Here is a 25,860-nt window from a genome sequence, read left to right as displayed (position 1 = left end):
CATGAAACATCTGAAGCCGCTCAACAACAAAGCGCAAATGCTCGAAAAAGCCGCAGCCGAAGATCGCATCGAAGAAGTCATGGCCATGAGTGCGGTGGCCGGTTGTACCGCCACCACCGACCCGGGCTGGGAAGTGGACGCCTTCGGTGGCGTCGCCTCGCTCTGCCAGCCGATGGAAGCGGACCTTTACGGCTGCTCCGACCCTTGCTGGTGGCCGGCCCAGGTGCCCGACATGATGAGCACCTACCCGGACTGGAACGCCCAGGCGACCAACTCGCAAGAGGACTGGCGCAACCTCGGCACCGTATTCCCGAAAGACAAATGACCGGCGACAAGAACAAGAGGGGAAACCGTATGAAGCTCAAAGCCATCGCCAGCCTGGCGACCGCTGTCGCCGGACTCGCACTGGGCAACAGTGCCTGGGCCGCAGAAGAGGCGGGTCCTGCGCTGAAGGCCGGTCATGAATACATGATCGCCACCAACTACCCGAACAACCTGCACGTGGTGGATCTCGCCACCGATAGCCTTTACAAGACCTGCCGCCTGCCCGACGCCTTCGGGCCTGGCACGGCGATGATGGCGCCGGACAACAAGACTGCGTTCATCCTCAACAACCACTTCGGTGACCTCTACGGCATCGACCTGGACGGCTGCAAGACCGTGTTCCACGCCAAGCTCTCGCAAAAGCCGGGCGAGAAGGTGCGCTCGATGTTCTCCTTCGCGCTCAGCCCCGATGGCAAGGAGCTCTACACCACGGTCAACCCGACCCAGATGATGAACGACCACTACGTGGTCAAGCAGCCGCGCCTGGAGGTCTTCCGCACCCGCGACGGCCTGGACGCCAAGCCCGTGCGCAGCTTCCCGATGCCGCGCCAGGTCTACCTGATGCGCGCCGCCGATGATGGCTCGCTGTTCGTCGCCGGGCCGGACATCTACAAGATGGATGTGAATACCGGCAAGTACGAGGTAGCGGTCCCTGGCCGCAATTGGCAGCGCCCGAACTACAGTGCTCCGGACGTGCTGTATTTCTGGCCGCACCAGACCACCTACCACGAGTTCTCCATGCTCTACACCACGGCCAAGTTCAAGGATGAGAAGCAGGACCTGGCCACCGCCGACTTCATCTATGGCTACGTCAGCATCGACCTGAAGACCGGCAAGTCCACCGTGCAGGACTTCGCACCCTTGACCGAGCTGTACTTCACCGGCCTGCGCTCGCCGAAAGACCCGAACCAGATGTTCGGCGTGCTCAACCGCCTGGCCAAGTACGACATCAAGGAACAGAAGCTGATCAAGGCGGCCAACCTGGATCACTCCTACTACTGCGTCGCCTTCAACAAAAAGGGCACCAAGCTCTATCTGGCCGGCACCTTCAACGACATCGCGGTGTTCGATCCGGACAGCCTGGAGAAGATCAAGAACATCAAGTTGCCGGGTGGGGACATGTCGATCACCACGACCCAGGTGTTTATCCGGTAAGGGCGGAGATCCTAAGGGGCGAATGCTCTTCTGTAGGGGCGACTTCAGTCGCCAAGGGCGGCGAAGCTGCCCCTTCAACGCCGCAGGGCAGACCTGCGGCCTACTTGGCGAATGAATTCGCCCCTACAGTGTTCTTCCCCCTACGGGCGACCGAACCCCTATCCGACCAATGGGTCACTAGACAGGTAAACAGGCTTTATTTACCTTTACGTTTACGTAAAGGTAAATAAAGCCGACTACGTCATTCACAGCTGTATCCCAGTACAAAGACAAGAAGGGAAAGCCATGAATCACCAGAGCTATACCCGGGGGCGGCAGGACAAGGACCTGCTCGCCATGACCATAGGCGCGGCATTCGATGCCACGGTTGCCAAGTTCCCCGAGCGCGAGGCGCTGGTGGTCAGGCATCAGGGCCTGCGCTACAGCTGGCGGGAACTCGCCGAGGCGGTGGAACGCCATGCCCGTGCCTTGCTCGCCCTGGGCCTGAACAGCGGCGACCGCCTGGGGATCTGGGCGCCCAACTGCGCCGAGTGGTGCATCACCCAGTTCGCCAGCGCCAAGATCGGCGCCATCCTGGTCAATATCAACCCGGCCTACCGCAGCAGTGAACTGGAGTACGCGCTCAAGCAATCCGGCTGCCGCTGGGTGATCTGCGCCGATGCCTTCAAGACGTCCGACTACCACGCCATGTTCCTCGGCCTGGTGCCCGAGCTGGCCGCCGCCGAGCCGGGCAGCCTCAATTGCGAGCGCCTGCCGGAACTGCGCGGCGTGGTCAGTCTGGCGGCCAACCCACCGTCTGCATTCCTGCCCTGGGCTGCACTTCAGCAGAAGGCGGGCGAGGTGAGTCCCGAAGCCCTGGCCGAGCGCCAGGCCAGCCTGCAGTTCGACGACCCGATCAACATCCAGTACACCTCCGGCACCACCGGCTTCCCCAAGGGCGCGACCCTCAGCCACTACAACATCCTCAACAACGGCTACATGGTCGGCGAGAGCCTCGGCCTGACCGAGCAGGACCGTCTGGTGATCCCTGTGCCGCTCTATCACTGCTTCGGCATGGTGATGGGCAACCTGGGCTGCGTGACCCACGGCTCCACCATGATCTACCCGGGTGACGCCTTCGACCCGCTGACCACCCTGCGTGCCGTAGCGGAAGAGAAGGCCACCGCGCTGTATGGCGTGCCCACCATGTTCATCGCTGAGCTGGATCACCCGCAGCGCGGCGAGTTCGACCTGTCCAGCCTGCGCACTGGCATCATGGCCGGCGCTACCTGCCCGATCGAGGTGATGCGTCGGGTCATCAATGAGATGCACATGAGCGAAGTGCAGATCGCCTACGGCATGACCGAGACCAGCCCGGTGTCCCTGCAGACCGGCCCGGACGACGAACTGGAACTGCGCGTGACCACCGTCGGCCGCACCCAGCCGCACCTGGAAAGCAAGATCGTCGACGCCGAGGGCAGGATCGTCCCGCGCGGCACCATCGGCGAACTCTGCACCCGCGGGTACAGCGTGATGCTGGGCTACTGGAACAACCTGCAAGCAACCACCGATTCCATCGATCCGGGCCGCTGGATGCACACTGGCGACCTCGCCTCCATGGACGAGAACGGCTACGTCTGCATCGTTGGCCGCAGCAAGGACATGATCATTCGCGGCGGCGAAAACGTTTACCCGCGTGAGCTGGAAGAGTTCTTCTTCACCCACCCGGCGGTGGCCGACGTGCAGGTGATCGGTATTCCCTGCAGCAAGTACGGCGAGGAAATCGTCGCTTGGATCAAGTTCCACCCCGGCCACACGGCTACCGAGGAAGAACTGCGCGCCTGGGCCAAGGAACGCATTGCCCACTTCAAGGTGCCGCGCTTCTTTCGCTTCGTGGATGCCTTCCCGATGACCGTGACCGGCAAGATCCAGAAGTTCCGCATGCGCGAGATCAGCATCGAGGAACTGACCCCGCCTAAGGACGACAAGGTGACGGCGATTCGGTAGGGCTTGCAGTGGGGCGATGGATCTCCTGTAGGGGCGAATTCATTGGCTATGTCTGCCTTTAGTGTCGATGGTCCTGGAATCCTTGTAGGAGCTGGCTTGCTAGCGAATGCGGACATTTTCGCCAGCAAGCTGGCTCCTACCCGCACCCACGCTCACCGGTTGTCATCTAGCAACAGCTAACACAGACATAGCCATATCATTCGCCAAGGGCGGCACAGCTGCCCCATGGGCGTCTGAATGGCAGGACGGTGTCCTGCTTGGCGAATGAATTCGCCCCTACAATGTTTGCTTCATCGCACCTGCACCAAGGGAGACCATGACAGGCACGTCCGCCGAGAAAGGCACCATCTCCGTCCGCCTGGTTCACGAAGCCCTGCTGGAACTGCGCCAGCGGGGCTTTGATGATTCGGGGCTGCTGAGCCAGGCCGGCATTCCCGCCGAACTGCTGGCCAAGCCCTATGGGCGTGTGTCGTCGCAGCTCTACGGGCAGCTCTGGCTGCTGATCGCACGGACCATGGACGACGAGTTCTTCGGCATGAACCCGCGCCGCATGAAGTCCGGCAGCTTCGCCTACATGACCCGAGCCGCCGTAAAGGAACCTACCGTGGGGGCGGCCCTGGAACTGTCGCTGCGCTTTCTCGAACTCATCTTCGACGGCCTTTCTCCGCGCCTGGAGCGGCGTGGCGGCCTGGCGGAAATCACCCTGAATGAGCCAGAAGGCCAGCAAGGCCGGGCCTTCAGCTACTTCACCCTGTGGCTGATGATCCACGGGTTGCTGTGCTGGTTGGCCGGGCGGCGCATTCCCATCCTCGGGGTCGACCTACGCTGCGCGGTGCCGGACTACATCGAAGACTACCGGGTGATGTTCAGTACCAACCTGCGCTTCTCCCGTCCCCAGAGCCGCCTGCTGTTCAATGCCGATTGCCTGGAGCTGCCGGTGCGTCGCAGCAACCGCGACCTCAAGCGCTTCCTTGGCGGCCTGCCGGCGAACATCCTGGTGCGCTACCGCGACCCGCAGAGCCTGGCGGCGCGCATCCGCGCCTACCTGCGCAGCATCAAGCCCGAGCGCTGGCCCGATGTGGAGGCGCTGTCCAGCCACTTCTACATGGCGCCGTCCACTCTGCGCCGCAAGCTGGCCCTGGAGGGGCAGTCCTACCAGGGGCTGAAGGACCAGGTACGGCGCGACCTGGCCATCGCCCGGCTGGACAACGGTGAAGGCAATTTCACCGAGCTGGCCTTCGAACTGGGGTTCGCCGACACCAGCGCCTTCTACAAGGCTTTCAAGAAATGGACGGGCTCCACGCCGGGGCAGTACCGCTCGTTGATCCACCCCGACTCAAGTTGAAGCGGTTTTCCGCCGCCCTATAAGAAATGGCCCCGACCACGCCCCGCACCGGACGCTTTTCTGTGGGGGCGAATTCATTCGCGATTGAAATCTCTCCAACAAACGGGGATGGCATCAGGCCGGCGCGTGCTGCTGCCACCACTGGTGGATGGCGCTGGCCAGCTCGCCCACGGACAGGGTGCCGTCGAGGATCAGGGTAAGGGGTTCGTCCAACGGCTCTTCCAGGTCGGCGAACTGACTGTCCAGCAGGCTCACCGGCATGAAGTGCCCGCGGCGCTGGGCCATGCGCTCGGCTGCTGCGGTGGGGGAGAGTTGCAGGTAGGCAAAACCCAGTGCCGGTATGGCATGGCGCAGGCCATCGCGGTAGCTGCGCTTGAGCGCCGAGCAGGTGAGGATGGGGTGCTCGCCAGCGCGGTAGGTCTGGCGCAGCTGTTTCTCGAGCGCATGCAGCCAACTGGCGCGGTCCCTGTCGGTCAAGGGTTGGCCAGTGCTCATCTTCTGGATGTTGCGGTCGGGGTGGAAGGCATCCCCCTCGATCAGCCGCGCCCCGCTGCGCACTTCCAGCGCCCGAGCCACGGCGGACTTCCCGCTACCGGCAACACCCATGATCACTACTGCGTTAATGGGCTCGTACATCGCGACATCTCTGCTGCTGGTACTTAAACAGTAGGCAATGTGAGCCAAAAAGAGGGTCTCAGCCGTAAATTCGATGGCCGCGAAGAGATAGTTGCTGGAACCCGTAATGGGATGGACTCGCCCTCGCCGAGGCGTCGAGCGCGCCACGGTGGCACCCTACGATAACCACCGACAGCGAGGGCAAGGCCATGCAAAAGCGTACGACGAGACCGCAAGCTGCACACCTGGCAGATATCGCACTGTGCACGACCAACTGGTTGAGGAGTCACACGATGCAGGCTACGGCACCGCGTCCGGCGGCATCCAGGGGCTGGCCGGCCAGTTGCTGCAAGGGTTCCAGCAGGGCGGCTTCATAGGCTTGGAGCAGTGCGCGGGCCTGTTCCAGGCGCTCGCCGGAGAGGCAGCGGGCTTCCCGTTCGGCGAGGCGGAAGTGCAGGCCCATGGGCTGATGCAGGGCGAGGTGGGCGTCGATCAGCGCGGCCAGGCACGCGGCCGGGTCGCGGTGTCGGCGGGTGGCCAGGGCGGCATGGTCCAGCAACTGCTCGTAGAGCTCTTCGATGAACTCGAACAGCAGCACTTCCTTGCTTTCCACGTGGTGGTAGATGGAGCCCGCCTTGATTCCCAGCTGCGCCGCCAGGTCGCGCATGCTCACCTGGCCATAGCCCTGCTCGGCGAACAGAGCCAGTGCCAGGTGGCGGTTCTTCAGGTAACGGGAGCGGCGGGCGGTGGTGGCGTCGAGCATGGCGGTGGCCCTCGCGAATGGCGTGCGTCAGCACTCTAGCCAGCGTGGACGGCGGGGCCCAGGTCCTGAGCGCTCCGGCACATTGGCGTTTTTTCCATTGATCGCGCATGAAGGCCGTCAGCAGGATAAAGGTTGCTACGTATATGAACTTTCTACTTGAAAGAGTTCGGATCAGGAGTAGAGTTGAGGTCATAGTCATTCACTCAGGAGACGCCATGAGCAGCCCTGCCCACCATGCCACTCCGGACCTCCAGAACGGCGAAGCCGGCCGCGTGGCCCTGAAGTTCTTCTTCAACCTGATGGACAAGTGGGGTTGTTCCAAGGAGCAGCAGCGCACCTTGCTCGGTTCCATCGGCAACACCACCTACTTCAGCTACAAGAAACTGCCCAGCGTGCGCCTGCCCCACGACACGCTGGAGCGCATCTCCTACCTGATGGGCATCCACAAGTCCCTGCGCATTCTCTTCAGCAATCAGGAAGCGCGTGCCTACGAATGGGTGCACAAGCCCAACAGCGCGGCACCCTTCAACGGCCGCAGCGCCCTGGAATACATGCTCGGTGGCCAGGTGGTGGATGTGGCCGATGTGCGCCGTTATCTCGATGGAGTGCGAGGCTGATGACCGAGGAGTTGCTGGTGGAACGGATTCCCGACTGGAACAAGGCTTATCGCCTGGTCAACAGCGCTTTCCCGCCCATTTCCGTATTCGAGGACACCCTTGATCCCGAAGAGCTGGAGCTGGCCTACGCCATCGAGGCCATGACCAACGACCGCCTGCGCGACCAGGTGGGGGAGATTTCCCGCGTTGCCCCCGAAGACCGTGTCAGTGGCAGCGGCGCCACCGTGGTGATGGCCGTATTCACCCATATCGGTCGCGCCAGCCGCTTTACCGACGGCAGCTTCGGTGTCTACTACTGTGCAAGCTCCATCGACGCGGCCATCGCCGAAACCCGCTACCACCAGGAGCGCTTCTGGCGTGCTACCCAGGAGGCGAGTATCGAAATCACGCTACGGGCCTATGTGAACAAGGTGGTCAGCCCGATGCTCGATGTGCGAGATCGTGTCGAGCTGCATGACCCGGACATGGCCAGTTACGGCACCAGCCAGGCCTTCGCCGGGCTTCACCGCAATGCCGGCAAGTGGGGGCTGCTGTACAACAGCGTGCGCCTGCCGGGCCACGAGTGCGTGGCGGCCTTCCGCCCGCCTGCGGTCACCCTGCCGGTGCAGGGCGCGCACTTCCGGTATATCTGGGATGGCCGCACCCAGAGCATTTCCTGTGTCTTGAAGGTCAGCCCGGTCGGTTAGCCACCACTGGTTTCGGCAATCAGCTCGTCGATGACGGCCACCAGCGCCTGCTGCCGGGGCAGGCCGGACTGCAGGGCTTCCCGGTAGCGCAGTAGCTGTCGGTCGGCGCTGCTGCCGTAACGCAGCACATGTCGGCCACGGACAAAGGCCTGGTCATCTCCCTCGGATTCAGCGAGTTCGCCGAAGCAGGCGTAAGCCCTGGCCAGCCAGGCGCCGGCAGAGAGGCTGGCCTCGCCCGAGCCGTCGAGGTACATGCCGTGGATGCCAAAGCGCATGGCGCGCCAGTGGTTCTCCTTCAGGACCAGGCGCTGCAAGGGGGCGTCGTGCAGGTCGCCATCGTCCTGGACCATGGCCCAACTGACCAGGGCGCGGAACAGGGCAACGATGCACAGGGCGTCTTCCACCGAGGGGCAGGCATCGGCCGCGAGGAGTTCCAGGGTTGGAAAGCGTGGCGACGGGCGAATGCACCAGGCCAGGTCGCCTTCGCGACGTATCGACCCCGAGGCCATCAGCCACTGCAGATAGGCGTCGAAGGCAGGCTCGTCGGGGAAGTGCTCGGGAATGCCCTTGTGCGGCCACTCGGCGCACACCGCCTGGCGATAGCTCATCAACCCGGTTGGGCGGCCGTTCCATAAAGGGGATGAGGTGCTCAGCGCCAACAGCAGCGGAAGCCAGCCCAGTACCCGGTTCATCACCTGGATGCGGTCAATCTCCAGCGGCACTACCACATGCACGCGCATGCCGCAGACCAGGCTGCGGTGGGCGATCATCCGCTGGTCTTCGAAGAGGGGCTGGTAGTGCGGGTCATCCGACGGCACCTGCACATGCCAGTCAGCGAAGGGGTGGGAGCCCGCAGAGAGTGGCGCGAGCTGATGCTCCTTGGCGATGGCGGCCAGGCGGGTGCGCCGTTCCAGCAGACAGGCGCGGGCCTCATTGATTTCCAGCAGGGTCGGTTGGGCCATGTCCAGGCACACGACACTCTGGAACATTTCCTGGCTGAAGCCTTCCCTGAACGCGTCCCGTGCCGCCTCGAGAAATCCATCCGGCAGTTGCGTTGGCAGGTTGCGGCTGCGGGTGTCGACCAGGAAGAAGCTTTCCTCGACGCCGAACGCGGGTGCAGAAGGATCGTTGGGCATGCGGGCCGCCTCGAACTTGCCTTATGGCAAGTGACGTACCCGCTGAGGAAGGTTTCAAGGACCGCTTGTCTGTAAAGGCTCTGCAACGGGGTTGTCACTGTGTTGGAGGAAGCTTTCCGATGAATAGCCGCCCAATGACATTTACGTGGCGAGTTTCCCTGCTAGGTTTTTCAGTCCGGCCACTCGATTGGTGGGGAGGACTGAGAATGAATAATTTGATGCTTCGCCAGGTTGAGGACACCTTGAACAAAATGAGCGTCACCTTTCAGTTCGAGTGCTTGTGGGAGCCCGATGGCAGTTACTCCATCACCCTGCGCAACCAGCATCTCGCCATCCCCCGGACCAAGGTGGCCGGCATCAGCCAGCGCGATCTGCGGGACGAGTCCAGCACCCAGCGCCTGGGCCTGGAATTGATGGACCGGCTCCTGGACGACTGATGAAGCGCGCATCCCGTTCGCCGAGGCTGCAGGTCCTGCACCAGCCTTCCGGCAAGAACCCCAGGTCGATTGAGCGTGCCGCCATCTTCATGGTGATCGGCATGTTCATGTTGGGCGTCTACGGCCAGTACGCCGGCCAGGGGCCGGGCAGTGTGGTGATTCGGAGCAAACCGGCCAAGACACCGGTGTTCGAGTTCCAGCGCCTGAGCGCCAACCCAGCCGAACGAACGGCATTGTCCAGCCAGCGACCGCAGGAAAGCCGTACCGGCCAGGAACAGCAGTTGTAGGGGCGAATTCATTCGCCATGTCTGCGTTAGCTGTTGCGAGAGATTTACCATCGGGCCAAGAGCCTTGTAGGAGCTGGCTTGCCAGCGAAACGGGGCCATTCGCTGGCAAGCCAGCTCCTACGGGCAATGCAGGCATAGCCAATACATGCGCCGGCCGAAGGGCAGCCCTCGGGTTTTCGGGGACGCTGCGCATCCCTTGGCGATTATTTGCCCCTACAAAGAGAAGGCCCAGGACGGCCTCAGAACCGCTCGGCCTGCCCCAGGTAGCGCCATTGCCCGACCGGCACCTTGCCCATGGGCACGCCGCCGATGCGGATGCGCTTCATGCCGACGACCTTCAGGCCAACGGCGCTGCAATAAGCGGCGATCAGGCCCGGTTTGGGGTTCTTCAGGGCGAAGCGCAGGTGGGTTTCGTTCTGCCAGCTGGCCTTCACCGGTGGCAGGTCCTGGCCTTTGACCTTGATGCCCCGCTTCAGGCGGTCGAGGCCTTTGTCCAGCATCGTGCCGGTGACTTCGACGACGTATTCCTGCTCCAGCTTGCTCGCGTCTTCGTTGAGCTTGCGCAGGGCTCGCCAGTCTTGGGTCATCACCAGTAGCCCGCTGGCGCCCGGTTGTAGTGGCAGGGTGGTGGTCAGGCGAGCGAAGTGGCTACGCAGCAGGCGCACAGTGGTGCGGTCTTCCGGCCAGCGGCTTTCAGGGTTGAGCGCGCGTTGGGCGGCTTCGAAGGACAGGCCGGCGGGCTGATTCAGCAGGAGCGTCACTGGCTCCTGGGGATCGGGCGTGGCGCCAGGGAGTAGAGCGACTGTCTGGCCTTCAACCTTGAACTGCGGCTGTTCGACCACCTCGCCATCGACCGTCACCCAGCCACCCTCGATATAGAGCTCGGCCTCCCGGCGCGAACAGCCGGTGAGTTCGATAACGCATTTGGACAAGCGGACGGGGTCGGTCATGGGAGCAGCCAGTGGGAAGGAAAGGGCGCAATGGTAAACCCATTGGGCCGGCTCGGCACGGGCGGCGGCTTTTCCTGTGGGGGCGAATGAAATCGCCCCCACAGGAAGCGTTCGTCCTTGTCAGGGTTTCTGGCCCGGCCAACCCGCCTGGTGCAGCGACTTGGTCAGGGTTTCGACGTCCAGTCCCGGCACCCGATGGCCGTTACCTTCGGTGGTGGGCGAGGCCAGCATCGCGTTGATGATGGCTTCTTCCACGGCTTCAGCGGCGGCGAGGAACAACTCACTGATGTGGTCATTGTTGACCATGCGCAGGTTGTCGCAGGTCGGCGCACCCTTGGCCTCGTAGGCGGGTGCCGGCAGGTGCTGGTTGCCGGTGGAGAAGGCCACGAAGATGTCGCCGCTGTGATCTTCCGTACCGCCACCGGTGCGGGCCAGGCCGATGCTGGCGCGCTGGGCGAGGCGCGTGCACTGGTGCGGCAGCAATGGCGCGTCAGTGGCCAGGCAGACGACGATCGAGCCCATGCCGGGGTGTGGCAGGCGGGCCTTGAGGAAGGGTGAGTCCACCTGCTCCATGTAGCGGCCCACCGGGTAGCCATCGACGCGCAGCTCCGGGCGGACACCGTGGTTGGCCTGGACGATGGCGCCGACCGTCCAGCCGCCTTGCTCGGCGCTCAACTGGCGCGAGGCGGTGCCGATGCCACCCTTGAACTCATGGCAGATCATGCCGCTACCGCCGCCCACCGCGCCTTCGGTCACCGGGCCATCGACGGCATTGTCCAGGGCCTGGGCCACATGCTCGATACGCACGTGAAAGCCGTTGATGTCGTTGAGCAGGCCATCGAAGGTTTCCAGCACCACCGGCATGTTCCAGTACAGCCGGCCATCCTGGGGTTGCTCCTCGCGGTCCAGGGCAATCAGTGCGTCCCGCACGGTGCCCACGCTGTGGGTATTGGTGAAGGCAATCGGGCTGGTCAGCAGGCCGGCCTCGCGAATCCACTCAAGGCCGGTGGCATCGCCGTTGCCATTGAGGATGTGGACGCCGGCGAAACAGGGCTGCAGGTTGGTCGACCCCAGGCGTGGTTCGATCACTGTGACGCCGGTCTGGATATCACGCCCTTCGGCCGTGCGGCCGCGTATATCGCAATGGCCGACCCGTACGCCGGGTACGTCGGTGATGGCATTGAGGGGGCCAGGTTGCAGTTGGCCGAACTGGAGTCCGAGGTCGCGGGCACGTGGTTTCATCGTTTTACTCATGACAGTTGGTTGCAAGAAGGTTTGAAGGTCGGGTCACTGGCCACTCTTCACCTTGCTCCAGACGCGTGTGCGCACGCGCTCGGCTTTCTTGGGCAGTGGTTCCAGAGTGAACAGCCTGGCCATGGCCTCGGCTGGCGGATAAACGCTGGGGTCGTTGCGGGTGGCTTCGGCGACTATCGGCGTGGCGTTGCGATTGCCGTTGGGGTAGCGGAGAAAGTCAGAAATCGGTGCGATGACTTCCGGGCGCATCAGGTAGTCGATGAACGCCAGGCCTTGATCGGGGTGCGGCGATTGCTTGAGCAGTACCAGGGTGTCGAACCACACGGGCGCGCCTTCGGTCGGCAGGCTGTATTCGATCTTCACACCGTTCGCAGCCTGTTCGGCGTTGGTCCTGGCTTCCAGCATGCCGCCGGACCAGCCCAGGGCTACGCAGATATTGCCGTTGGCCAGGTCGCTGATGAACTTCGATGAGTTGAAGTAGGCGATATGGGGGCGCAGCTTGAGCAGCAAGGCCTCGGCTTTCTTGTAGTCGTCGGGGTTGGTGCTGTTGGGCGGCAGCCCCAGGTAGTGCAGGACGATGGGCAGTACTTCGGAAGGCGAATCGAGCATCGCCACGCCACATTGGCTCAGCTTGGCCAGGTTCTCCTCCTTGAACAGCAGGTCCCAGGAGTTCACCGGGGCCTGGTCACCCAGCACGGCGCGTACCTTGTCGACGTTGTAGCCGATGCCGTTGGTACCCCAGAGGTAAGGCACGGCGTAGCGATTGCCGGGATCGTTGACGGCCAGCTTGGCCAGCAGGTCCTGATCCATGTGCTTGAAGTTGGGGAGCCGGGACGGGTCCAGGGGCTCCAGTACGCCTGCCTGAATGAGGGTTGGCAGACTGAAGTTGCTGGCCACCACCACGTCGTAGCCGCTGCCACCGGTGAGCAATTTGCCTTCCAGCATCTCGGCACTGTCGAAGGTGTCGTACACGGGCTGTATACCGGTGTCGCGCTTGAAGTCCGCCAGGGTGGTCTGGCCGATGTAGTCGTACCAGTTGTATACGTGGACGGTGGGCGCGTCGGCTGCGGCGGTCGACAGCCACGCCGACAGGCAGGCACCGAATCCGAGGTTGAGGTACGAGCGGTGACGAAGCATGATGCGGCACTCCTGGCCCCTGGCAGGCCCTTGGTGGTCGAGGGTTCCGAGGCTAGAGGTCTGAGGCGGTGCTGGACATTCCCATCACGGGTTATGCGAAAGGGGTAGAGCGTGGAAGCCTTGTTGAGAGAACTGCCGGTGCACCAGGGGCTGGCGCGCATGTTCGGTTGTCTGGGGCAGGAAGACTTCTGGCGCAGCCTGGTGGATACGCTGCGGCTGCTGGTTCCCGTGGACAACGCGCTGGTGGCACTGATGCGTCCGGGCCGCGTGCCGCAGCTGCTGGCCGACTTCGAGTTCCGCGGCGGGTTGGACGAGCGCGAGGACCTGGCTGATTACTGCGCGGGTCGCTACTTGCTCGATCCCTTCTACCTGGCTGCGTGCAACGGCATTGCCGATGGCCTGCACCGCCTGGAATCCGTTGCACCTGACCAGTTCCTGCAAAGCGAGTACTACCTGAGCTACTTCCGCGCCGTGGTCGGTGGCGGCGAGCTGCAGTTCATCTGCAATCTGGACGATGCCGTGCTCAGCCTCTCGCTGGGACGCGAGCAAGCCTTTGCCGATCACGAGCACGGGCGCTTGCTCTGCGTGCGTGACTGGGTGCTCGCGGCCATGCGCAGGCACGTGCAGATCATGCCTCCGGAAGGGCCGGCGAACGAAGTGATGGCCAGCGACCTGGCCACCATCCTGGGTCGATTCGACGCGCGCCTGACCGAGCGCGAGACGGATACCGCGCGGTTGATTCTCCAGGGCTTTTCCAGCAAGGCCATTGCGCAGCGCATGGGTATCTCGCCGGAAACCGTGAAGGTGCACAGGCGCAACCTCTACAACAAGCTCAATGTCAGCGGCCACGCCGAGTTGTTCGCGTTACTGCTGCATCCGCGTTGAGGCCTGTGCTGGGAGGGGGCGATCACACGCTTTGACCGTAGTCGCATAGGCTTCTTGGCTCAAGAATCACCTGGCCAGGAAGCGGGAGGTGAGGAAGGCTATGTCTGCGTTAAGTGTCGAAGGTCCTGGAATCCCTTGTAGGCGCTAGCTTGCTAGCGAACGCGGACTTCTTCTGGCTGAACCTGCAGCGTCGCAATGATCTGTGGGAAGCACTTGACTCGCCTGACCGCCGGGCCAGGATCGAACGCGCAAAGCCTCTTCCTCATCAGGCAGCCTGATCTGTCCGGTGACGATGACCTGATTCCCCGACGCTTGGAAGATCCGCAATCCCTTTACTGGGAGGATATTTCGGGCGGTCTGGGCTTTACTTGGCAATCGTCCCCATCACAGGCTTGGAGGCCGACATGATTCCCGCAAAAGGACTTCTACTGGCGCTCAGCGCCACCAGCCCACTGGCCATGGCCGATTCCGGTCCATCCTTCGACTGCGCCAAGGCCCAGGGCGTCGAGCAGCAGGTTTGCAAGAGTGCCGACCTGAGCGTTCTGGACCGCCAGCTTTCGGATGTCTACAAGAAAACCCTGGCCGCGACCGACGCGGCGACCCAGAAGCGACTGCGTGCCGAACAGCGCGGCTGGCTGAAGGGGCGCGATGAGTGCTGGAAGGCAGACGATCAGAACCAGTGCCTGACCCTGAGCTACCAGACGCGTCTGGTGGAGCTGCAGATCCAGTCCGGCTCGGTGATGGCGCCCAAGGCCGTGGAGTTCATCTGCGGGGATAACAGCAAACCCTTCACCGCTGCGTTTTATAACAACCTCGAGCCGGCTGCAGCGGTCTTCACCTACGGCAGCGACCAGACCATTGCCATCAGCCAACGCGCCGCCAGCGGTGCCCACTACAGCAACGACGGCATGGATTTCTGGGAGCACCAGGGTGAAGCCAAGGTGACCTGGTATGGCACCGGGATGTCCTGCAAGGCGGTGCGCTGAGCGCCAGGTGCCCCCTGCGGGGACTCAGGCCTGCGGCGCCTTGCCGAGGCCTTCTTTTGCCAGCTTGTCCACGGCTCGTTGCAGGCGCTCCAAGTCGGTGCGTAGGTGGTTCAGGGCTTCGCGGCGGTCGTGCAGAACTTCCTTCACATAGCAGTGGCCGGTCAGTCCACGCAGCAGCAGGGCTGCGGCCAACCCGATATTCCAGATACCCATCACACCACCGCGCTGGAAGCCGTGCCGGGCCAATATCAGGCCACCGACGATGGAGCCGGCCCGCTCAAGGCCATGCACGTTCTGTTCGTACGCGGGGCCGTTGATCTGCCATTGGTTGTCCATCATGCGAATCCTCCCGTGTGGATTTGAAACTTGACCGGTCAATGGCCTGGTACGTTCAGTTGCCGCGATGGCCGGTCAGTTTCGAGACTGGTCTTTTCCGGACTTGTTGTTGGGGCTCATCAGGTACACGGTGAGGATGAAGCGCGCCGGTACCAGGGATAGCAGCCCGAGCATGCCGAAGACCGCAATCAGGGTGACACCACCGGGTGCTGAGGTGACCTCGGTGAACGCTGCCAAGCCGACGGCCAGCAGGAACATCACCACCCCGAACCATTGCAGGCCTTGGGCCCAGCGGAAGATCGGCGATTGGCGGACTTCACGCAGATGCCGGTTGGATTCATTTTCTTCAGCCATGCTCGTGTCCTCGGCAACTCGATTGACGACTGGGCGGTAGGAATCCTCGTCTGATCCAGAATGCACGGGGCGTAGCAAGGCAGGCGGATGGTGGACGAACGGTGTGCTATACCGTTCGCATGCGGCTGTACCGAGAGCCAATACCTGCCGGTCTGGCCGTTTGTGCGCTGACATCTGTCTGATGAGCATCAAGCGCTTTCCAGCACTATCTGACCCGAATAAGTTGCTTTGGGTGGGGCATTGATCCAGCTGCCCCCATTAGAGCCGATGAACTGTGTAGGTCACTTCAATCCAATGGTAAGGGAGTACCAAAATGGCCACTGTGGAGTTTGATTTCAAATCGCATCACTCATGGACGATGGGGCCCGCTTGCGGAACTGCTTTCACGCCGTCGATAAACCCCGCGCCGGCTACCACAGCCTGCATCTACATCATTCACAACACCGGCGAAAACTCGACATACGTGGGTTATGCCGATAACGCCAACGATAGGTGGAAATCGCGTGCCGAGGTATTCCATATCATGGGAATCCCGAAGAACTACGCGAAGCATATTCTCTGCGCGTATTGCCTTCCCTGTGTGTATGGCGGGCCGTCCATGTATCTGCAAGGGTTCAACAACTGCGAGCATTTGTTGATTCGTGCGGTCGTGAATGGTCTGTTGGGGGTTACTACGAATACCAACACGCAACTTGCAAGCGTGCCTTTCGCAAACCCTACCGCGACGAAAGTCAGGGTGCGCCTGCCGACCGATCCGTGGGGGAGTCTGGAAAGTGACAAGGAGATTTCCCTGACAGGTGTGTTTGGCTACTAGGTTTGCGCAACAAGTCGTCGAGCGCTGGCATTTTCCGGACAGAGCCCAGTTTTCGCTGCGGAGATTGCGACCGTGCCGCGGCAGGTCGTTATCGACTCAAGGCGAATGCACAACAAGCATAAATCTGCTTTCCTTCTCCCCAGAACCTCACAGGCGCGGGGCCTGGACCCGACTAGACGGCCCCTGAGAACACGACCATGCCCTTTATCGATGACCTGGCCTTTGTGCTCGCCTTCCTCGCCGTGATTGCCTGCGGGTTGATGGGCGGGCTGTTCTTCGCTTTCTCCAACTTTGTGATGCAGGCGCTGGCGCGCATTTCGCCGGAAGCTGGCATCGCCGCCATGCAGGCCATCAACGAGACGGTGCTCAACCGAGTCTTCCTCGCCACCTTCTTGGGTACGACTGCTGCCTGCGCGCTGCTCACGCTCTACACCTTCGTGCATTGGGAAGTGCCCGGTACCTTGTTCCTGCTCGTCGGCAGCCTGATGTACCTGCTGGGTAATTTCGGCGTCACGTTGGTGTGCAACGTCCCGCGCAACAATGCCCTGGCAAAGCTGAACGCGGGCAGCCCCGATGCCGTCGCCCCGTGGCGCGACTATGTGGAGCACTGGACGCGCTGGAACCATGTTCGAGCCGGGAGCGCCCTGGCGGCCTCGGCACTGCTGATGGTAGGGCTGTTCCTGATGCTGGCGATGGATTAGGCCTTGCCCGAAGTCGTCCCTCGCTTGTTCTGATCCACCGGTTCCACGAGCCGGTTTCGCCCAGAGCCTGTGCCTTGGCGGCAATGCCGTGAACGAAGGCCCGGTCTCGCTTGATAGGCCGACTGCTCGCGTCGTCAAACAGATCTCGCCCGTTTGCGGTGCCTCGGTATTTCTGCTGGGATGCCACCTTATTTCTGTAGTTGAGGAACACCCCATGGCCTCCTTTGAGCAACTCTTTGCCATCGGTGAACGCTTCGACGCGTTCGTCGGCCGCGGTCTGCCGGCAGAAATCGCCGCCGTGCAGACGGTGCAGCGCAAACTGGCCGAACCCGGCGCGCTCAGTGAAATCACCCGGCAGCGTCTGCACGCCGTGCAAGGCCGCTACCACCTGCTGGTGGTAGGTGAGATGTGGTGCCCGGACTGCCAGATAAACGTCACGGTCATGGATTTCCTGCAACGCCTGCAGCCGCGCGTCGATCTGGCGGTGATCTCCAAGGGGCGCGCGGAGGACGATTTGCAGGAGCGCCTTGGTCTGGAACGCATTCTGATCCCCCTCGTGGCGGTGCTGGACGAACGTTTCACGCTGGTTGGCCGTTTCATTGAACGGCCGCAGGATGTGATCGCCGGTGGCGATGCCATGAAGCCGGACTATCGGGCCGGGAAGTACCTGGAAAGTACGGTGCTGGATCTCCTCGCGATATTCGAGTCGGCTGAGGGGCGCGCGGGCAATTAGCCCAGGGCAACGCCAACCGTGCCACGCGAACAAAAGCCGCCCCGGCTTTCAGGCCGGGGCGGCTTTTATGAGGCTCGCGATGCACTGGGCGAGCGGTGCATCAATCGGCGATCACATTCAGTGCGACGTCGATGTTGCCGTGGGTGGCTTTGGAGTACGGGCAGATCTCGTGGGCTTCCTTGGCGATTGCCTCGGCGACGTCGTGCGGTACGCCCGGGAAACGGACGTTGAATCGCGCTTGGATGAAATAGGCGTTACCGGTCATGCCCAGGTCCACTTCGATCTCGACGGCCAGATCCTTTGGCAGCACCACTTTCCGCTGCTGGGCCACGAGTCCGATCGCGGCGATGTAGCAGGCCGACCACGCACCGGCGAACAGTTGCTCGGCAGTGGGGTGGGGCAGGGTTGCGTCGAACTGGAGTTCCGAGTTCGCGACGCCGCCACGGGGGGCCGAGAGTTTGATGTCGAGGCGGCCGTGGTCATTACGCGACGCGCCTTCGCGGTGGGCTACGGTGGTGTGGGTCTTGCCCGTGAAAAGGACTTTTTCGATCTTGGTGGTCATGGGGAGTTCCTCATTGCTTGGTGTGCTTGAGCGGTTGCCGGGTGGCGGTTTTGTTTGGTATCGCATGCGATTAAAGCGGATGCGATGGAGAAATGTTTGCGCACAAACAAAATGCCGTCAATAGGGGGGATGCCTGCTTCTGGACGAACGGTTGCCCTTGCGTCACTGCGTCAGTTGGGCCGGGGTGTTCGCTGACCGCCCGTTTCGGGGCACCAGGACGAAGGCACTCGGCGAAAAGCCCGCCATAATGGCGCCCCGTTCGTTAATCCACCTGAACAGGCTGTCCACCGATGTCATTCGCCGAGCTGTTTTTACTGGGCATTCCCGCCGTCCTGCTGACGGGCATTTCCAAAGGGGGATTCGGCGGCGCTCTGGGGGGCATTGCGGTGCCGCTGCTGGCCCTGATGATGCCGCCCACCCAGGCGGCGGCGATCATGCTGCCGATTCTCTGCATGGCGGATATCACCGGCCTGCGCCGCTTCTACGGCAAATGGGACCTGCGCAATCTGAAGATCATGCTCCCTGGCGCATTGCTGGGTGTGCTGGTGGGCACCCTGAGCTTCGGTCTGCTCAGCGAGCGGCTCATCGGTCTGATGATCGGCGGCATCGCCATCGCCTTCTTCCTGCTCAACGTGCTGAACGCCGCGGCGGCCCAGGCGCCCAGCACACCAAAGGTGGCCAAGGGCACATTGCTCTCGGGCATCGCGGGCTTCACCAGTTTCGTCGCCCATGCGGGTGGGCCGCCGATCATGATGTATCTGCTGCCTCAGCAGATGGACAAGGTGCGCTACGTCGCCACGGTGAATTGCTTCTTTCTGCTGACCAATGCCATCAAGCTGGTGCCCTATGCGCTGCTTGGGCAGTTCACCACCACCAGCCTGACCGCAAGTCTGGCCCTGGCGCCCATCGTCGTGGTCGGGGTGTGGCTGGGTATCTGGCTGCAGGGGCGGGTGAATCACACCTGGTTCTATCGCATCGCCTGGGCGGGGTTGCTGGTGACAGGCATCCAGCTGTTCGTACAGAACTGGTAGACGGTTGCATGGTGCAGGGGTAGCGTTCCGCTTTTTTCCAGGGAAGAACGGAGTCTTGCCTCATGAGTGATTACCTCCATCTGAACAAGGTCAATTGGGACGAGCGTGCCCCGCTGCATGCCGCGTCCCGTGACTATGCCGCCGAGACCTTTGTCAGCGATCCGGGCTACCTGTCGGATGTGGTGTGCTTCGACCTGCCGCGACTGGGCGATATCGCCGGCCAGAACGGCGTGCACCTGCAGTGCCATATCGGCACCGACACGCTGTCCCTTGCCCGCTTGGGCGCACGGATGAGCGGCCTCGATTTCTCCCCAGCCGCCCTTGAGCAGGCGCGCTTGCTGGCGCGTCGCTGCGGGAAGGAAATCAGCTTCGTCGAATCCGACGTCTACGCTGCCGACCAGGTGCTGCCGACGGGTACGTTCGATCTCGTCTACACCGGCATCGGCGCGATCAACTGGCTGCCGCGCATCGACGAGTGGGCGCGTGTGGTGTCTGCCTTGCTCAAACGGGACGGTCGGTTGTTCATGCGTGAGGGGCACCCGATGCTCTGTGCGGTAAACGAGGCGCGGGAAGACGGTCTGGTCATCGAGTACCCCTATTTCGAAAGGGCCGAGCCCATGGAATGGGACGACGACAGCACCTACGTGGAAACCGAGGCCAGACTGACCGCGACCCGGTCCTATGAATGGAACCATGGCCTGGGCGAGGTGGTTACAGCGCTGCTGCGGCATGGCCTGCAGCTCACCGCCCTGGAAGAGCACGACAGCATTCCCTGGGAAGCACTGCCCGGCCGAATGGTGCGGGACGACGCGGGCGAGTGGCGGCTGGACCGGGGCCGCTGGCGATTGCCACTGAGCTATACCCTGCAGGCGGTGAAGCGAGGGTAGGGCAGGCCTGCCGTTGAATTCGCATCCACAAGAAAATCAGGCAAAAAAAGGCCGCCACGGTGCGGTCAACTTACGGGGGGAGGTGGCGACCGTGGCGACTTCAATTGTCCTCTGCAAGGGGACAGTTTTACGGTAGTCGATGTCAGGAAAACGTGCGTCGGTATTCCGTCGGAGTCCTGCGGCAGATGTACCGCCAGTCATCAGGCTCTCCGTTGGCGCGGAACATCGCACCCCAGGCCTGCCCTGAGCCGGTTCAGCCCAGGAGTTGGCGCAGCTCCTCGGACATCGGCATCGGCTTGAAGGCGCTGACTCTGGCCCGGCCGGTGTTACCCAGGGGGACCCAGATTCGCGAGAAGACCAGGGCGGCGGGCATGCGAAGGGCCTGGCCGATCACCTCGCGATAATCGCCCTGCTGCCAGCCTGCCTTCAGCATTAGCCAGTGGCTGCGGGTATGCAGCAGCGGCAGGCGTTGGCTGAGGATGTGGGCGCGCTCCAGCCAGGGGTAGGCGCGTTGCGGATCTTGGGCGGCGAGGGCGTCGCAGGCCTGTTGGACGGCCTGTTCGATGGCGATGTGAAGTTCGGTTTTCATGGGGTGTGCCTGCAGGGGGAAGTGACAGCAGTGAACACCCTGTAGTTACTTCAGGGTCAAGGGGTATTCAGCGGGACGGCAGGACGGCGTGAACTGCGCTCCGTGGCGGCATGCAATCGTAGGATGGGTGGAGGCCACGATACCCATCAAATTGCAGCCGATATGGGGGCACGGCCTGGTTCAATCCGCAGTCGTTCGTTCCTCACGCCCGTGGCGCATGACTCACCGTCAGCCTCTCACGCTGAGGCCCGTCCAGTTCGTTCCAGCACACGACGGAGCCCGCGTGCTCCGTATCCACGTGGTGATCCGCCGGCCCGTGACCGCGCGAGAATCCCCTCGAACGCCCCCTGATACCGCCCGCCCTTCGGGCGAGGGGCGGCTAGTGCTGTTCTCCGGCGCGCTTGAGCAGCTTCTTGCAGCGCTCGGACAGGTGTACGACGCGCAGGTGTTTGCCGGCCTTGGCATAACGTTCGCGCAGGGTCCTTAGCGCGGCGATGGCTGAGTAGTCGACGAAGCTGAGATGGCGGCAGTCCAGGGTCACCTGGTGCGGGTCGCCAGCGGGGTCGAACTGGTTGAGGAAGGGGGTGGTGGACGCGAAGAACAGTGTGCCGTGCAGCCGGTAGAGCTTGCTGCCGTCGGCTTCGTCGTGGCTGTCGGCATAGAGTTCACGGGCGTGGTGCCAGGCGAAGTTCAAGGCGGCGATGACGATGCCGCACAGAACGGCGGTGGCCAGGTCGGTGAAGACGGTAATGACGGTCACCGCGCCGATTACCAGCACGTCGTTCAGCGGCACCTTGCCCGCCACTCGCAGCGAGCCCCAGGCGAAGGTCTGCTGGGCCACCACGAACATCACGCCCACCAGCGCTGCCAGCGGGATGCGCTCGATCAGCGGCGAGAGGAACAGCACGAACAGCAGGATCATCACCCCGGCGACCACCCCCGAGAGCCGGCCACGGCCGCCTGAACTGAGGTTGATCACCGTCTGGCCGATCATGGCGCAACCGCCCATGCCACCGAACGCGCCGGAGACGATGTTGGCCGCACCCAGGGCCACGCATTCGCGGTCCGGGTAGCCGCGGCTTTCGGTGATCTCGTCGGTGAGGTTCAGGGTCAGCAGGGTTTCCAGCAGGCCCACCAGAGCCATCAGCACGGCGTAAGGCGCGATGACCTTGAGGGTTTCCAGGTTCCAGGGCACTTGCGGCAGAGCCAGCGTGGGCAGGCCGCCGGCAATGTGCGCCATGTCGCCGAGGGTGCGGGTCGGCAGGCCGAGCAAGTAGACCAGAAGGCCGACGCCGAGGATCGCCACCAGCGCGGGCGGCACGGCACGGGTCAGGCGCGGCAGCAGGTAGACGATGGCCATGGTCAGTGCCACCAGCCCCAGCATCAGGTACAGCGGGATGCCGCCAAGCCAGTCTTCACCCGTCTTGAAATGCTCCAGCTGGGCCAGCGCGATGATGATCGCCAGGCCATTCACGAAGCCGAGCATCACCGGGTACGGCACCATGCGTACCAGCTTGCCGAGGCGCAATACCCCGAACGCGATCATGATCACCCCGCCTAGCAAAACAGTGGCCAGCAGGTACTGCACGCCGTGTTCCACTACCAGCGCAACGATCACCACCGCCATCGACCCTGCCGCGCCGGACACCATCCCGGGTCGACCGCCGAACAGGGCGGTCAGGGTGCAAATGATGAAGGCGCCGTACAGGCCCATCAGCGGGTTGAGGTGGGCGACCAGGGCGAAGGCGATGCATTCGGGAACGAGGGCGAACGACGTGGTGAGTCCGGCCAGGATATCGGCGCGCAGACGGGTTGGTTTCATGGTGTACCTGAGCGGTGGACCGGCGGGTGCGGTCGCGAGGGATGGCAAAAAATGGGAGGCGAATAGTACGGAAACAGGGGCCATCCGACCAGCGATCAGGTACTCGGGGCGTTCTCTCAGTGTGGTATTGAGTGGGTGATTTTCCGATATTATCGTATGCGATTTATGGCCTGCTCCTTCGGGGCAATGGCCACCGTCCCAGGGAGCAGCACATGAAACCCAGCAGCAAGGCGGCATCCGCAAAACCCGCACCACTCTCCGATTTCCTGTGCTTTGCGGTCTATTCCGCGAACCTTGCTTTCGGAAAGGCTTACAAACCCGTTCTCGAGCAGCTTGGGCTCACCTACACGCAGTTCATCACCATCGTAGCGCTGTGGGAGCAAGACAATCAGACCGTTGGCGGACTGGGTGAAAAGCTGTTTCTCGAATCGAACACGCTCACGCCCATCCTGAAGAAGCTGGAGGCGATGGGGCTCGTTCAGCGGCAGCGAGATCCTGAGGACGAACGTCAAGTGCGACTCAGTTTGACGAGTCAGGGTCGGGCACTGCGTGAGAAAGGCCTGGAAGGGAGCCTCAGCCAGGCGACCGGCCTGGAGCCGGAAGCGTTCGAGCAGATCCAGAAGGCCATCGTGGCGCTGCGCGACAATCTCATCAAAAGCGTCAAGTAAGCCTGTGCCCGCGCACGGGACTGCTCACCATCGCCGTCGGATTCTCCAAGGACGAACCGGCACGTTGCTTGACGTCCACTTCAGGTCCGAAGCGGATAGGGCTCGCCGAATGTGCGATGAATAGCGCCCGGCAGTTGCCAGAACGGCCCAGACAACCAAGCGTGCCATGGAGTCCGGGCCGGTACTCCTTTGGTGCTCAGCGTCCGCCGGCACCGCTGCGCGAGCGCTCGGAGTTTTCCACCAGTACGGCCTCGGCCAACCGGTTGAGGCGTTGCCACAGAGCGGGGGAAACCTCCATGCCGTTCTCCAGGGCCTGCTCACCGGCCAGTGCGAAATCCGCCTGGGAGACGTATCGGTCGTACCGGGCAGTGGTGGGCTCGGTCAGGCGCTGCGGGTCGCCCGGGATACCAAGCGTCAGGCTCAGTGACTGCCGTTGCGCCAGGGGCGCGTCAGCCGCGAGTTGGTATGTCTGGTAGGCCGGGTTTTCATCGCCAGCGCCGATCCGCGCCACGTGCCGCTGGACCGGCCCGTGGCCATTATCCCAGGAGGCTTGGGCCCACAGGCCCTGCCGCGCGCACGCTGCCAGCAGGCCAAGGACGAACTTGCGGTTGTGGCAGTGAAGGACGTCGACGCGCACCAGTCCCTGCTCCAGGGCCTGGACGCTGGCCAGTTCCAGTAGCGCCGGCAAGCAGTTGAGGGCGCTGCGGCCATGACACTCGACGGTGAGCGTGGCCGGTCCTTCGGCGATGAGTTCGGCCATTGGACGTTCGCGGTCGGCTACCAGATCCAGCGCGCGCTCCAGTTCGCCCAGGCCATCTTCGCCGTGCAGGTGCAGCCAGCCCACCAGGGCCGCGGCGTCTTCGTAGGTGCCCAGGGCATAGCCCATGCCCTCGAACACGCGCTTGAGCAGGGCCTTGAGCTCATTGGCGGAAATCAACATCAAGCGTTCTCCTGGGTAGGGGCGAGCGGCAGGAACCAGTCATCGTCGAAGGGCTGGCCGATGTCCTCCAGCAGCGGTGCGCCTTGGAACATGGTGTTGCGCACCCACAGGCGCGAACGCGGGTCGAACTTGCTCACCCCGAAGAACGACAACTTGCAGCGCAGCAGGTGCATGGGCAGCACGTCACGGTCCAGCAGGTTGGCGCGGATTTCGCCGTAATGGGTGCGGGCCATGGTCTGGATACGGCGGACGATGCCGCGTTGCTCCGGATGACGGAGCAGGAAATGGGCGACCTTGTGGGCGGGGTTCTGCCTCAGGTACTCGGAGAGGCTCTGGTGGCACTGCTGCACCAGGTAGCCGATGCCGAGGGGCATCTGCTTGTCCCGACCTTCGTCGAGGCTGCAACTGCCGAGTCGCGGCTCCTGCTTTTCTTCGGAGCGGTACCAGAAGGTTTCCTGGGCACCCTCCGCGCTGAAGTCGATTGCCAGGGCCCAGTCGTAACTCGTCTCGATCAGTTCTTTCAGCCGGCTGGCGGGCATTTCCGGGTTCAGTTCCAGTTGCTCGGGCAAGGCGAGACGGTCTTCCAGTTCGTCTACCCGCTCCGGGTGCAGTTCCAGGAGGATGCAGTTGATCAGCTCCTGCCCTTGCAGGCTGGCGCGCTTAAGGGCCCAGTCCTGCAGGGACTGCCAGGCTTGCAGCGGTTGCAGGTCGAGCCCGGCGCGCAGGGCGAGCAGGTCGGCCAGGACGCGCTGGTTGTGGCCGGTCTGCCATTCGTCTTCGGTAAAGGTTTGCTCGAGATGGCGGATGGCACGCTCAAGCAGTTGCGGCAGGCGGGCCAGTTGCGCGGCCGTTGGGGCACCAGCGAGGATGCGCGCCAGCGCCAGTTCGCGCATTTCGATCCAGCGGCTGATCAGTTGCGGGTGGTTGATGAGGTAGGGCGCCATGCCAAGGCCGGTTGAATTGCCGATGCCGAAGTAGCGCTTGAGGGCCGGGGCGAAGGGCACGGCGGTTTCCGGTGAGCGGCGCTGGGCAATGTGTTCGGCCTGCTGCAGGCTGAAGTTGCGCAGCATGAAACAGGTGAACATTTCAGCGGCGAAGGGGCGGGCGAAATCCGGGTGCTTGCGGCTGACTTTCTCCCAGTCGGCCATGCCCAGCTTGCCGCTGCCGTAGACGGCGGTGGTGCGGTACAGGTAGCCAACCCGGGCGATCTGCGCCACATCGGGCTGGCGCCCCTGGCTCAGGGCTTCCACCACGCTGTCGAAGTTGCGCACGCTGCGGTTGGCGCGGGACAGCACCATCACCTTGGCGTCGAGCCGGCCCGCTTCCTGCAGCGGCACGTTCTGGCGCAGATAGTCGACATAGGCCCCGTCCACCTCGCCTTCGCAGAGCGCCATGGTCAGATCCCATTCGCTGGCGATGACCCGGTCGTTGCGCTTTTCCGGCGCCAGGTATTGGGAGAACAGCACGAAGCTGAACAGGTCGCTGCGCGTACGGATGCGGTAGATGACCGTGCCGTAGCCGTCGGCATCCAGTTCGAAGCGCGGTGCGTCGATCTTCCACTGTTCGCGCATGATCCGGCGGACCAGGCTGCGCATGAAGCTCAGGCGGCTCTGGTGCAGGCTGCCGAGCCGCTCCAGGTCCATGACCAGGTGGGCAGGGCGCATGTACGGAGTCGCGGCCTCGGGCAGGCCGGATTCCATGATCGAAGGGGTGCTCATTCTGGGGCCCTCAACTGGCGTTCACCGTGCACCGTTGCCTGCTGGCTTTCGGGCGGCGGCTTGTTATTGATCTGTCGCCGATGGTGGGACAGCAGGCCCCGCGGAGCAATTCAGATCGCCCTATCGTTTGATAAGGAACCCT

General features: G+C 63.0%; 29 protein-coding genes. 16 read left to right on the top strand and 13 right to left on the bottom strand.

Annotation, left to right across the window (positions count from 1 at the left end):
* Position 1: 1 nt before the first annotated feature.
* The 4 genes from qhpC to AAHM40_RS16190 all read left to right on the top strand — a co-directional run bounded on the left by qhpC (position 2) and on the right by AAHM40_RS16190 (position 4,810).
* The gene (qhpC, locus tag AAHM40_RS16205) at positions 2 to 325 is read left to right on the top strand and encodes a quinohemoprotein amine dehydrogenase subunit gamma (protein ID WP_342245555.1); all 324 of its coding nucleotides are present in this window, start codon (positions 2 to 4) and stop codon (positions 323 to 325) included.
* A gap of 29 nt (positions 326 to 354) precedes the next feature.
* Positions 355 to 1,479: a quinohemoprotein amine dehydrogenase subunit beta gene (peaD, locus tag AAHM40_RS16200; RefSeq protein ID WP_342245554.1), complete on the top strand. Its 1,125-nt coding sequence runs from the start codon at positions 355 to 357 to the stop codon at positions 1,477 to 1,479.
* Between the two features lie 285 nt (positions 1,480 to 1,764).
* A complete protein-coding gene (locus tag AAHM40_RS16195; protein ID WP_342245553.1) occupies positions 1,765 to 3,465 on the top strand; it encodes an AMP-binding protein in 1,701 nt (566 codons plus the stop codon).
* 316 nt (positions 3,466 to 3,781) lie between these two features.
* On the top strand, positions 3,782 to 4,810 hold the full coding sequence (locus tag AAHM40_RS16190) for an AraC family transcriptional regulator (protein WP_342245552.1): 1,029 nt from the start codon (positions 3,782 to 3,784) through the stop codon (positions 4,808 to 4,810).
* Positions 4,811 to 4,924: 114 nt separating this feature from the next.
* Here the strand turns inward: AAHM40_RS16190 and AAHM40_RS16185 are convergent, their stop codons facing one another.
* A complete protein-coding gene (locus AAHM40_RS16185; RefSeq protein ID WP_342245551.1) occupies positions 4,925 to 5,446 on the bottom strand; it encodes a gluconokinase in 522 nt (173 codons plus the stop codon).
* 265 nt (positions 5,447 to 5,711) lie between these two features.
* Positions 5,712 to 6,188: a TetR/AcrR family transcriptional regulator gene (locus AAHM40_RS16180; RefSeq protein WP_342245550.1), complete on the bottom strand. Its 477-nt coding sequence runs from the start codon at positions 6,186 to 6,188 to the stop codon at positions 5,712 to 5,714.
* Between the two features lie 215 nt (positions 6,189 to 6,403).
* Between AAHM40_RS16180 and AAHM40_RS16175 the strand changes: the two genes are divergently transcribed.
* Positions 6,404 to 6,805 (top strand): MbcA/ParS/Xre antitoxin family protein, encoded by a 402-nt coding sequence (locus tag AAHM40_RS16175; RefSeq protein ID WP_342245549.1) that lies wholly within the window; start codon positions 6,404 to 6,406, stop codon positions 6,803 to 6,805.
* The gene (locus tag AAHM40_RS16170) at positions 6,805 to 7,491 is read left to right on the top strand and encodes an RES family NAD+ phosphorylase (protein ID WP_342245548.1); all 687 of its coding nucleotides are present in this window, start codon (positions 6,805 to 6,807) and stop codon (positions 7,489 to 7,491) included. The genes AAHM40_RS16175 and AAHM40_RS16170 overlap by 1 nt, the downstream gene beginning before the upstream one ends.
* Here AAHM40_RS16170 and AAHM40_RS16165 read toward each other — a convergent pair.
* The gene (locus tag AAHM40_RS16165; protein ID WP_342245547.1) at positions 7,488 to 8,627 is read right to left on the bottom strand and encodes a carboxylate-amine ligase; all 1,140 of its coding nucleotides are present in this window, start codon (positions 8,625 to 8,627) and stop codon (positions 7,488 to 7,490) included. The two genes, AAHM40_RS16170 and AAHM40_RS16165, sit on opposite strands and share 4 nt — an antisense overlap.
* A gap of 206 nt (positions 8,628 to 8,833) precedes the next feature.
* Here AAHM40_RS16165 and AAHM40_RS16160 point away from each other — a divergent pair, with 206 nt between their 5' ends.
* On the top strand, positions 8,834 to 9,064 hold the full coding sequence (locus tag AAHM40_RS16160; RefSeq protein WP_342245546.1) for a hypothetical protein: 231 nt from the start codon (positions 8,834 to 8,836) through the stop codon (positions 9,062 to 9,064).
* Positions 9,064 to 9,351 carry a hypothetical protein gene (locus AAHM40_RS16155; RefSeq protein ID WP_342245545.1) on the top strand — a complete coding sequence of 96 codons (288 nt, stop codon included), beginning with the start codon at positions 9,064 to 9,066 and terminating at the stop codon, positions 9,349 to 9,351. The genes AAHM40_RS16160 and AAHM40_RS16155 overlap by 1 nt, the downstream gene beginning before the upstream one ends.
* A 239-nt stretch (positions 9,352 to 9,590) precedes the next feature.
* On the opposite strand, the gene AAHM40_RS16150 is transcribed toward AAHM40_RS16155, so the two are convergent.
* From AAHM40_RS16150 to AAHM40_RS16140, 3 genes are all read right to left on the bottom strand, one after another.
* Complete coding sequence (locus AAHM40_RS16150) at positions 9,591 to 10,301, bottom strand: rRNA pseudouridine synthase (protein WP_342245544.1); 711 nt, start codon at positions 10,299 to 10,301, stop codon at positions 9,591 to 9,593.
* Positions 10,302 to 10,421: 120 nt separating this feature from the next.
* Complete coding sequence (locus AAHM40_RS16145; RefSeq protein ID WP_342245543.1) at positions 10,422 to 11,543, bottom strand: DmpA family aminopeptidase; 1,122 nt, start codon at positions 11,541 to 11,543, stop codon at positions 10,422 to 10,424.
* A gap of 45 nt (positions 11,544 to 11,588) precedes the next feature.
* Positions 11,589 to 12,692 (bottom strand): polyamine ABC transporter substrate-binding protein, encoded by a 1,104-nt coding sequence (locus tag AAHM40_RS16140; RefSeq protein ID WP_342245542.1) that lies wholly within the window; start codon positions 12,690 to 12,692, stop codon positions 11,589 to 11,591.
* A 111-nt stretch (positions 12,693 to 12,803) separates the two neighbouring features.
* Between AAHM40_RS16140 and AAHM40_RS16135 the strand changes: the two genes are divergently transcribed.
* A complete protein-coding gene (locus tag AAHM40_RS16135; RefSeq protein WP_342245541.1) occupies positions 12,804 to 13,577 on the top strand; it encodes a helix-turn-helix transcriptional regulator in 774 nt (257 codons plus the stop codon).
* A gap of 404 nt (positions 13,578 to 13,981) precedes the next feature.
* On the top strand, positions 13,982 to 14,563 hold the full coding sequence (locus tag AAHM40_RS16130) for an MliC family protein (RefSeq protein ID WP_342245540.1): 582 nt from the start codon (positions 13,982 to 13,984) through the stop codon (positions 14,561 to 14,563).
* Positions 14,564 to 14,587: 24 nt separating this feature from the next.
* Here the strand turns inward: AAHM40_RS16130 and AAHM40_RS16125 are convergent, their stop codons facing one another.
* Together AAHM40_RS16125 and AAHM40_RS16120 are read right to left on the bottom strand one after the other, a co-directional pair.
* Positions 14,588 to 14,902: a YgaP-like transmembrane domain gene (locus AAHM40_RS16125; protein WP_342245539.1), complete on the bottom strand. Its 315-nt coding sequence runs from the start codon at positions 14,900 to 14,902 to the stop codon at positions 14,588 to 14,590.
* A gap of 72 nt (positions 14,903 to 14,974) precedes the next feature.
* The gene (locus tag AAHM40_RS16120) at positions 14,975 to 15,253 is read right to left on the bottom strand and encodes a hypothetical protein (RefSeq protein ID WP_342245538.1); all 279 of its coding nucleotides are present in this window, start codon (positions 15,251 to 15,253) and stop codon (positions 14,975 to 14,977) included.
* A 313-nt stretch (positions 15,254 to 15,566) separates the two neighbouring features.
* On the opposite strand from AAHM40_RS16120, the gene AAHM40_RS16115 reads away from it, so the two are divergent.
* From AAHM40_RS16115 to AAHM40_RS16105, 3 genes are all read left to right on the top strand, one after another.
* A complete protein-coding gene (locus AAHM40_RS16115; RefSeq protein ID WP_342245537.1) occupies positions 15,567 to 16,067 on the top strand; it encodes a hypothetical protein in 501 nt (166 codons plus the stop codon).
* A 197-nt stretch (positions 16,068 to 16,264) separates the two neighbouring features.
* Positions 16,265 to 16,768: an anthrone oxygenase family protein gene (locus tag AAHM40_RS16110; RefSeq protein WP_342245536.1), complete on the top strand. Its 504-nt coding sequence runs from the start codon at positions 16,265 to 16,267 to the stop codon at positions 16,766 to 16,768.
* Positions 16,769 to 16,982: 214 nt separating this feature from the next.
* Entirely contained in the window at positions 16,983 to 17,501 is a 519-nt protein-coding gene (locus tag AAHM40_RS16105; protein WP_342245535.1) for a thioredoxin family protein, read from the top strand.
* A gap of 100 nt (positions 17,502 to 17,601) precedes the next feature.
* Here the strand turns inward: AAHM40_RS16105 and AAHM40_RS16100 are convergent, their stop codons facing one another.
* Complete coding sequence (locus AAHM40_RS16100) at positions 17,602 to 18,063, bottom strand: Ohr family peroxiredoxin (protein WP_342245534.1); 462 nt, start codon at positions 18,061 to 18,063, stop codon at positions 17,602 to 17,604.
* A 290-nt stretch (positions 18,064 to 18,353) separates the two neighbouring features.
* On the opposite strand from AAHM40_RS16100, the gene AAHM40_RS16095 reads away from it, so the two are divergent.
* Both AAHM40_RS16095 and AAHM40_RS16090 read left to right on the top strand, forming a co-directional pair.
* Complete coding sequence (locus AAHM40_RS16095; RefSeq protein ID WP_342245533.1) at positions 18,354 to 19,094, top strand: sulfite exporter TauE/SafE family protein; 741 nt, start codon at positions 18,354 to 18,356, stop codon at positions 19,092 to 19,094.
* 62 nt (positions 19,095 to 19,156) lie between these two features.
* Positions 19,157 to 19,981, top strand: a complete 825-nt coding sequence (locus AAHM40_RS16090) for a class I SAM-dependent methyltransferase (RefSeq protein ID WP_342245532.1) — start codon at positions 19,157 to 19,159, stop codon at positions 19,979 to 19,981.
* A 253-nt stretch (positions 19,982 to 20,234) separates the two neighbouring features.
* On the opposite strand, the gene AAHM40_RS16085 is transcribed toward AAHM40_RS16090, so the two are convergent.
* Positions 20,235 to 20,570: a DUF3703 domain-containing protein gene (locus AAHM40_RS16085; RefSeq protein WP_342245531.1), complete on the bottom strand. Its 336-nt coding sequence runs from the start codon at positions 20,568 to 20,570 to the stop codon at positions 20,235 to 20,237.
* Positions 20,571 to 20,949: 379 nt separating this feature from the next.
* On the bottom strand, positions 20,950 to 22,392 hold the full coding sequence (locus AAHM40_RS16080; RefSeq protein ID WP_342245530.1) for a SulP family inorganic anion transporter: 1,443 nt from the start codon (positions 22,390 to 22,392) through the stop codon (positions 20,950 to 20,952).
* A gap of 212 nt (positions 22,393 to 22,604) precedes the next feature.
* Here AAHM40_RS16080 and AAHM40_RS16075 point away from each other — a divergent pair, with 212 nt between their 5' ends.
* Positions 22,605 to 23,060: a MarR family winged helix-turn-helix transcriptional regulator gene (locus AAHM40_RS16075; RefSeq protein WP_280285584.1), complete on the top strand. Its 456-nt coding sequence runs from the start codon at positions 22,605 to 22,607 to the stop codon at positions 23,058 to 23,060.
* A gap of 196 nt (positions 23,061 to 23,256) precedes the next feature.
* Here AAHM40_RS16075 and AAHM40_RS16070 read toward each other — a convergent pair whose 3' ends face one another.
* Entirely contained in the window at positions 23,257 to 24,000 is a 744-nt protein-coding gene (locus AAHM40_RS16070) for a DUF3726 domain-containing protein (protein ID WP_342245529.1), read from the bottom strand.
* Positions 24,000 to 25,718: a hypothetical protein gene (locus tag AAHM40_RS16065; RefSeq protein WP_446731579.1), complete on the bottom strand. Its 1,719-nt coding sequence runs from the start codon at positions 25,716 to 25,718 to the stop codon at positions 24,000 to 24,002. Before AAHM40_RS16065 ends, AAHM40_RS16070 begins: the two co-directional genes overlap by 1 nt.
* Positions 25,719 to 25,860: the final 142 nt, after the last annotated feature.

The sequence above is a fragment of the Pseudomonas sp. OTU5201 genome, from assembly GCF_038440135.1.
In the GTDB taxonomy this organism is placed as follows: Bacteria; Pseudomonadota; Gammaproteobacteria; order Pseudomonadales; family Pseudomonadaceae; genus Metapseudomonas; species Metapseudomonas resinovorans.
The sequence above is the reverse complement of the archived record's forward strand: the minus strand, read 5'-3'. Positions and strand labels throughout refer to the sequence as shown.

Coding starts and splice junctions, on each gene's coding strand:
- qhpC (WP_342245555.1), top strand. CDS start 2: ATGAAACATCTGAAGCCGCTCAACAACAAAGCGCAAATGCTCGAAAAA.
- peaD (WP_342245554.1), top strand. CDS start 355: ATGAAGCTCAAAGCCATCGCCAGCCTGGCGACCGCTGTCGCCGGACTC.
- AAHM40_RS16195 (WP_342245553.1), top strand. CDS start 1,765: ATGAATCACCAGAGCTATACCCGGGGGCGGCAGGACAAGGACCTGCTC.
- AAHM40_RS16190 (WP_342245552.1), top strand. CDS start 3,782: ATGACAGGCACGTCCGCCGAGAAAGGCACCATCTCCGTCCGCCTGGTT.
- AAHM40_RS16185 (WP_342245551.1), bottom strand. CDS start 5,446: ATGTACGAGCCCATTAACGCAGTAGTGATCATGGGTGTTGCCGGTAGC.
- AAHM40_RS16180 (WP_342245550.1), bottom strand. CDS start 6,188: ATGCTCGACGCCACCACCGCCCGCCGCTCCCGTTACCTGAAGAACCGC.
- AAHM40_RS16175 (WP_342245549.1), top strand. CDS start 6,404: ATGAGCAGCCCTGCCCACCATGCCACTCCGGACCTCCAGAACGGCGAA.
- AAHM40_RS16170 (WP_342245548.1), top strand. CDS start 6,805: ATGACCGAGGAGTTGCTGGTGGAACGGATTCCCGACTGGAACAAGGCT.
- AAHM40_RS16165 (WP_342245547.1), bottom strand. CDS start 8,627: ATGCCCAACGATCCTTCTGCACCCGCGTTCGGCGTCGAGGAAAGCTTC.
- AAHM40_RS16160 (WP_342245546.1), top strand. CDS start 8,834: ATGAATAATTTGATGCTTCGCCAGGTTGAGGACACCTTGAACAAAATG.
- AAHM40_RS16155 (WP_342245545.1), top strand. CDS start 9,064: ATGAAGCGCGCATCCCGTTCGCCGAGGCTGCAGGTCCTGCACCAGCCT.
- AAHM40_RS16150 (WP_342245544.1), bottom strand. CDS start 10,301: ATGACCGACCCCGTCCGCTTGTCCAAATGCGTTATCGAACTCACCGGC.
- AAHM40_RS16145 (WP_342245543.1), bottom strand. CDS start 11,543: ATGAAACCACGTGCCCGCGACCTCGGACTCCAGTTCGGCCAACTGCAA.
- AAHM40_RS16140 (WP_342245542.1), bottom strand. CDS start 12,692: ATGCTTCGTCACCGCTCGTACCTCAACCTCGGATTCGGTGCCTGCCTG.
- AAHM40_RS16130 (WP_342245540.1), top strand. CDS start 13,982: ATGATTCCCGCAAAAGGACTTCTACTGGCGCTCAGCGCCACCAGCCCA.
- AAHM40_RS16125 (WP_342245539.1), bottom strand. CDS start 14,902: ATGATGGACAACCAATGGCAGATCAACGGCCCCGCGTACGAACAGAAC.
- AAHM40_RS16120 (WP_342245538.1), bottom strand. CDS start 15,253: ATGGCTGAAGAAAATGAATCCAACCGGCATCTGCGTGAAGTCCGCCAA.
- AAHM40_RS16115 (WP_342245537.1), top strand. CDS start 15,567: ATGGCCACTGTGGAGTTTGATTTCAAATCGCATCACTCATGGACGATG.
- AAHM40_RS16110 (WP_342245536.1), top strand. CDS start 16,265: ATGCCCTTTATCGATGACCTGGCCTTTGTGCTCGCCTTCCTCGCCGTG.
- AAHM40_RS16105 (WP_342245535.1), top strand. CDS start 16,983: ATGGCCTCCTTTGAGCAACTCTTTGCCATCGGTGAACGCTTCGACGCG.
- AAHM40_RS16100 (WP_342245534.1), bottom strand. CDS start 18,063: ATGACCACCAAGATCGAAAAAGTCCTTTTCACGGGCAAGACCCACACC.
- AAHM40_RS16095 (WP_342245533.1), top strand. CDS start 18,354: ATGTCATTCGCCGAGCTGTTTTTACTGGGCATTCCCGCCGTCCTGCTG.
- AAHM40_RS16090 (WP_342245532.1), top strand. CDS start 19,157: ATGAGTGATTACCTCCATCTGAACAAGGTCAATTGGGACGAGCGTGCC.
- AAHM40_RS16085 (WP_342245531.1), bottom strand. CDS start 20,570: ATGAAAACCGAACTTCACATCGCCATCGAACAGGCCGTCCAACAGGCC.
- AAHM40_RS16080 (WP_342245530.1), bottom strand. CDS start 22,392: ATGAAACCAACCCGTCTGCGCGCCGATATCCTGGCCGGACTCACCACG.
- AAHM40_RS16075 (WP_280285584.1), top strand. CDS start 22,605: ATGAAACCCAGCAGCAAGGCGGCATCCGCAAAACCCGCACCACTCTCC.
- AAHM40_RS16070 (WP_342245529.1), bottom strand. CDS start 24,000: ATGTTGATTTCCGCCAATGAGCTCAAGGCCCTGCTCAAGCGCGTGTTC.
- AAHM40_RS16065 (WP_446731579.1), bottom strand. CDS start 25,718: ATGAGCACCCCTTCGATCATGGAATCCGGCCTGCCCGAGGCCGCGACT.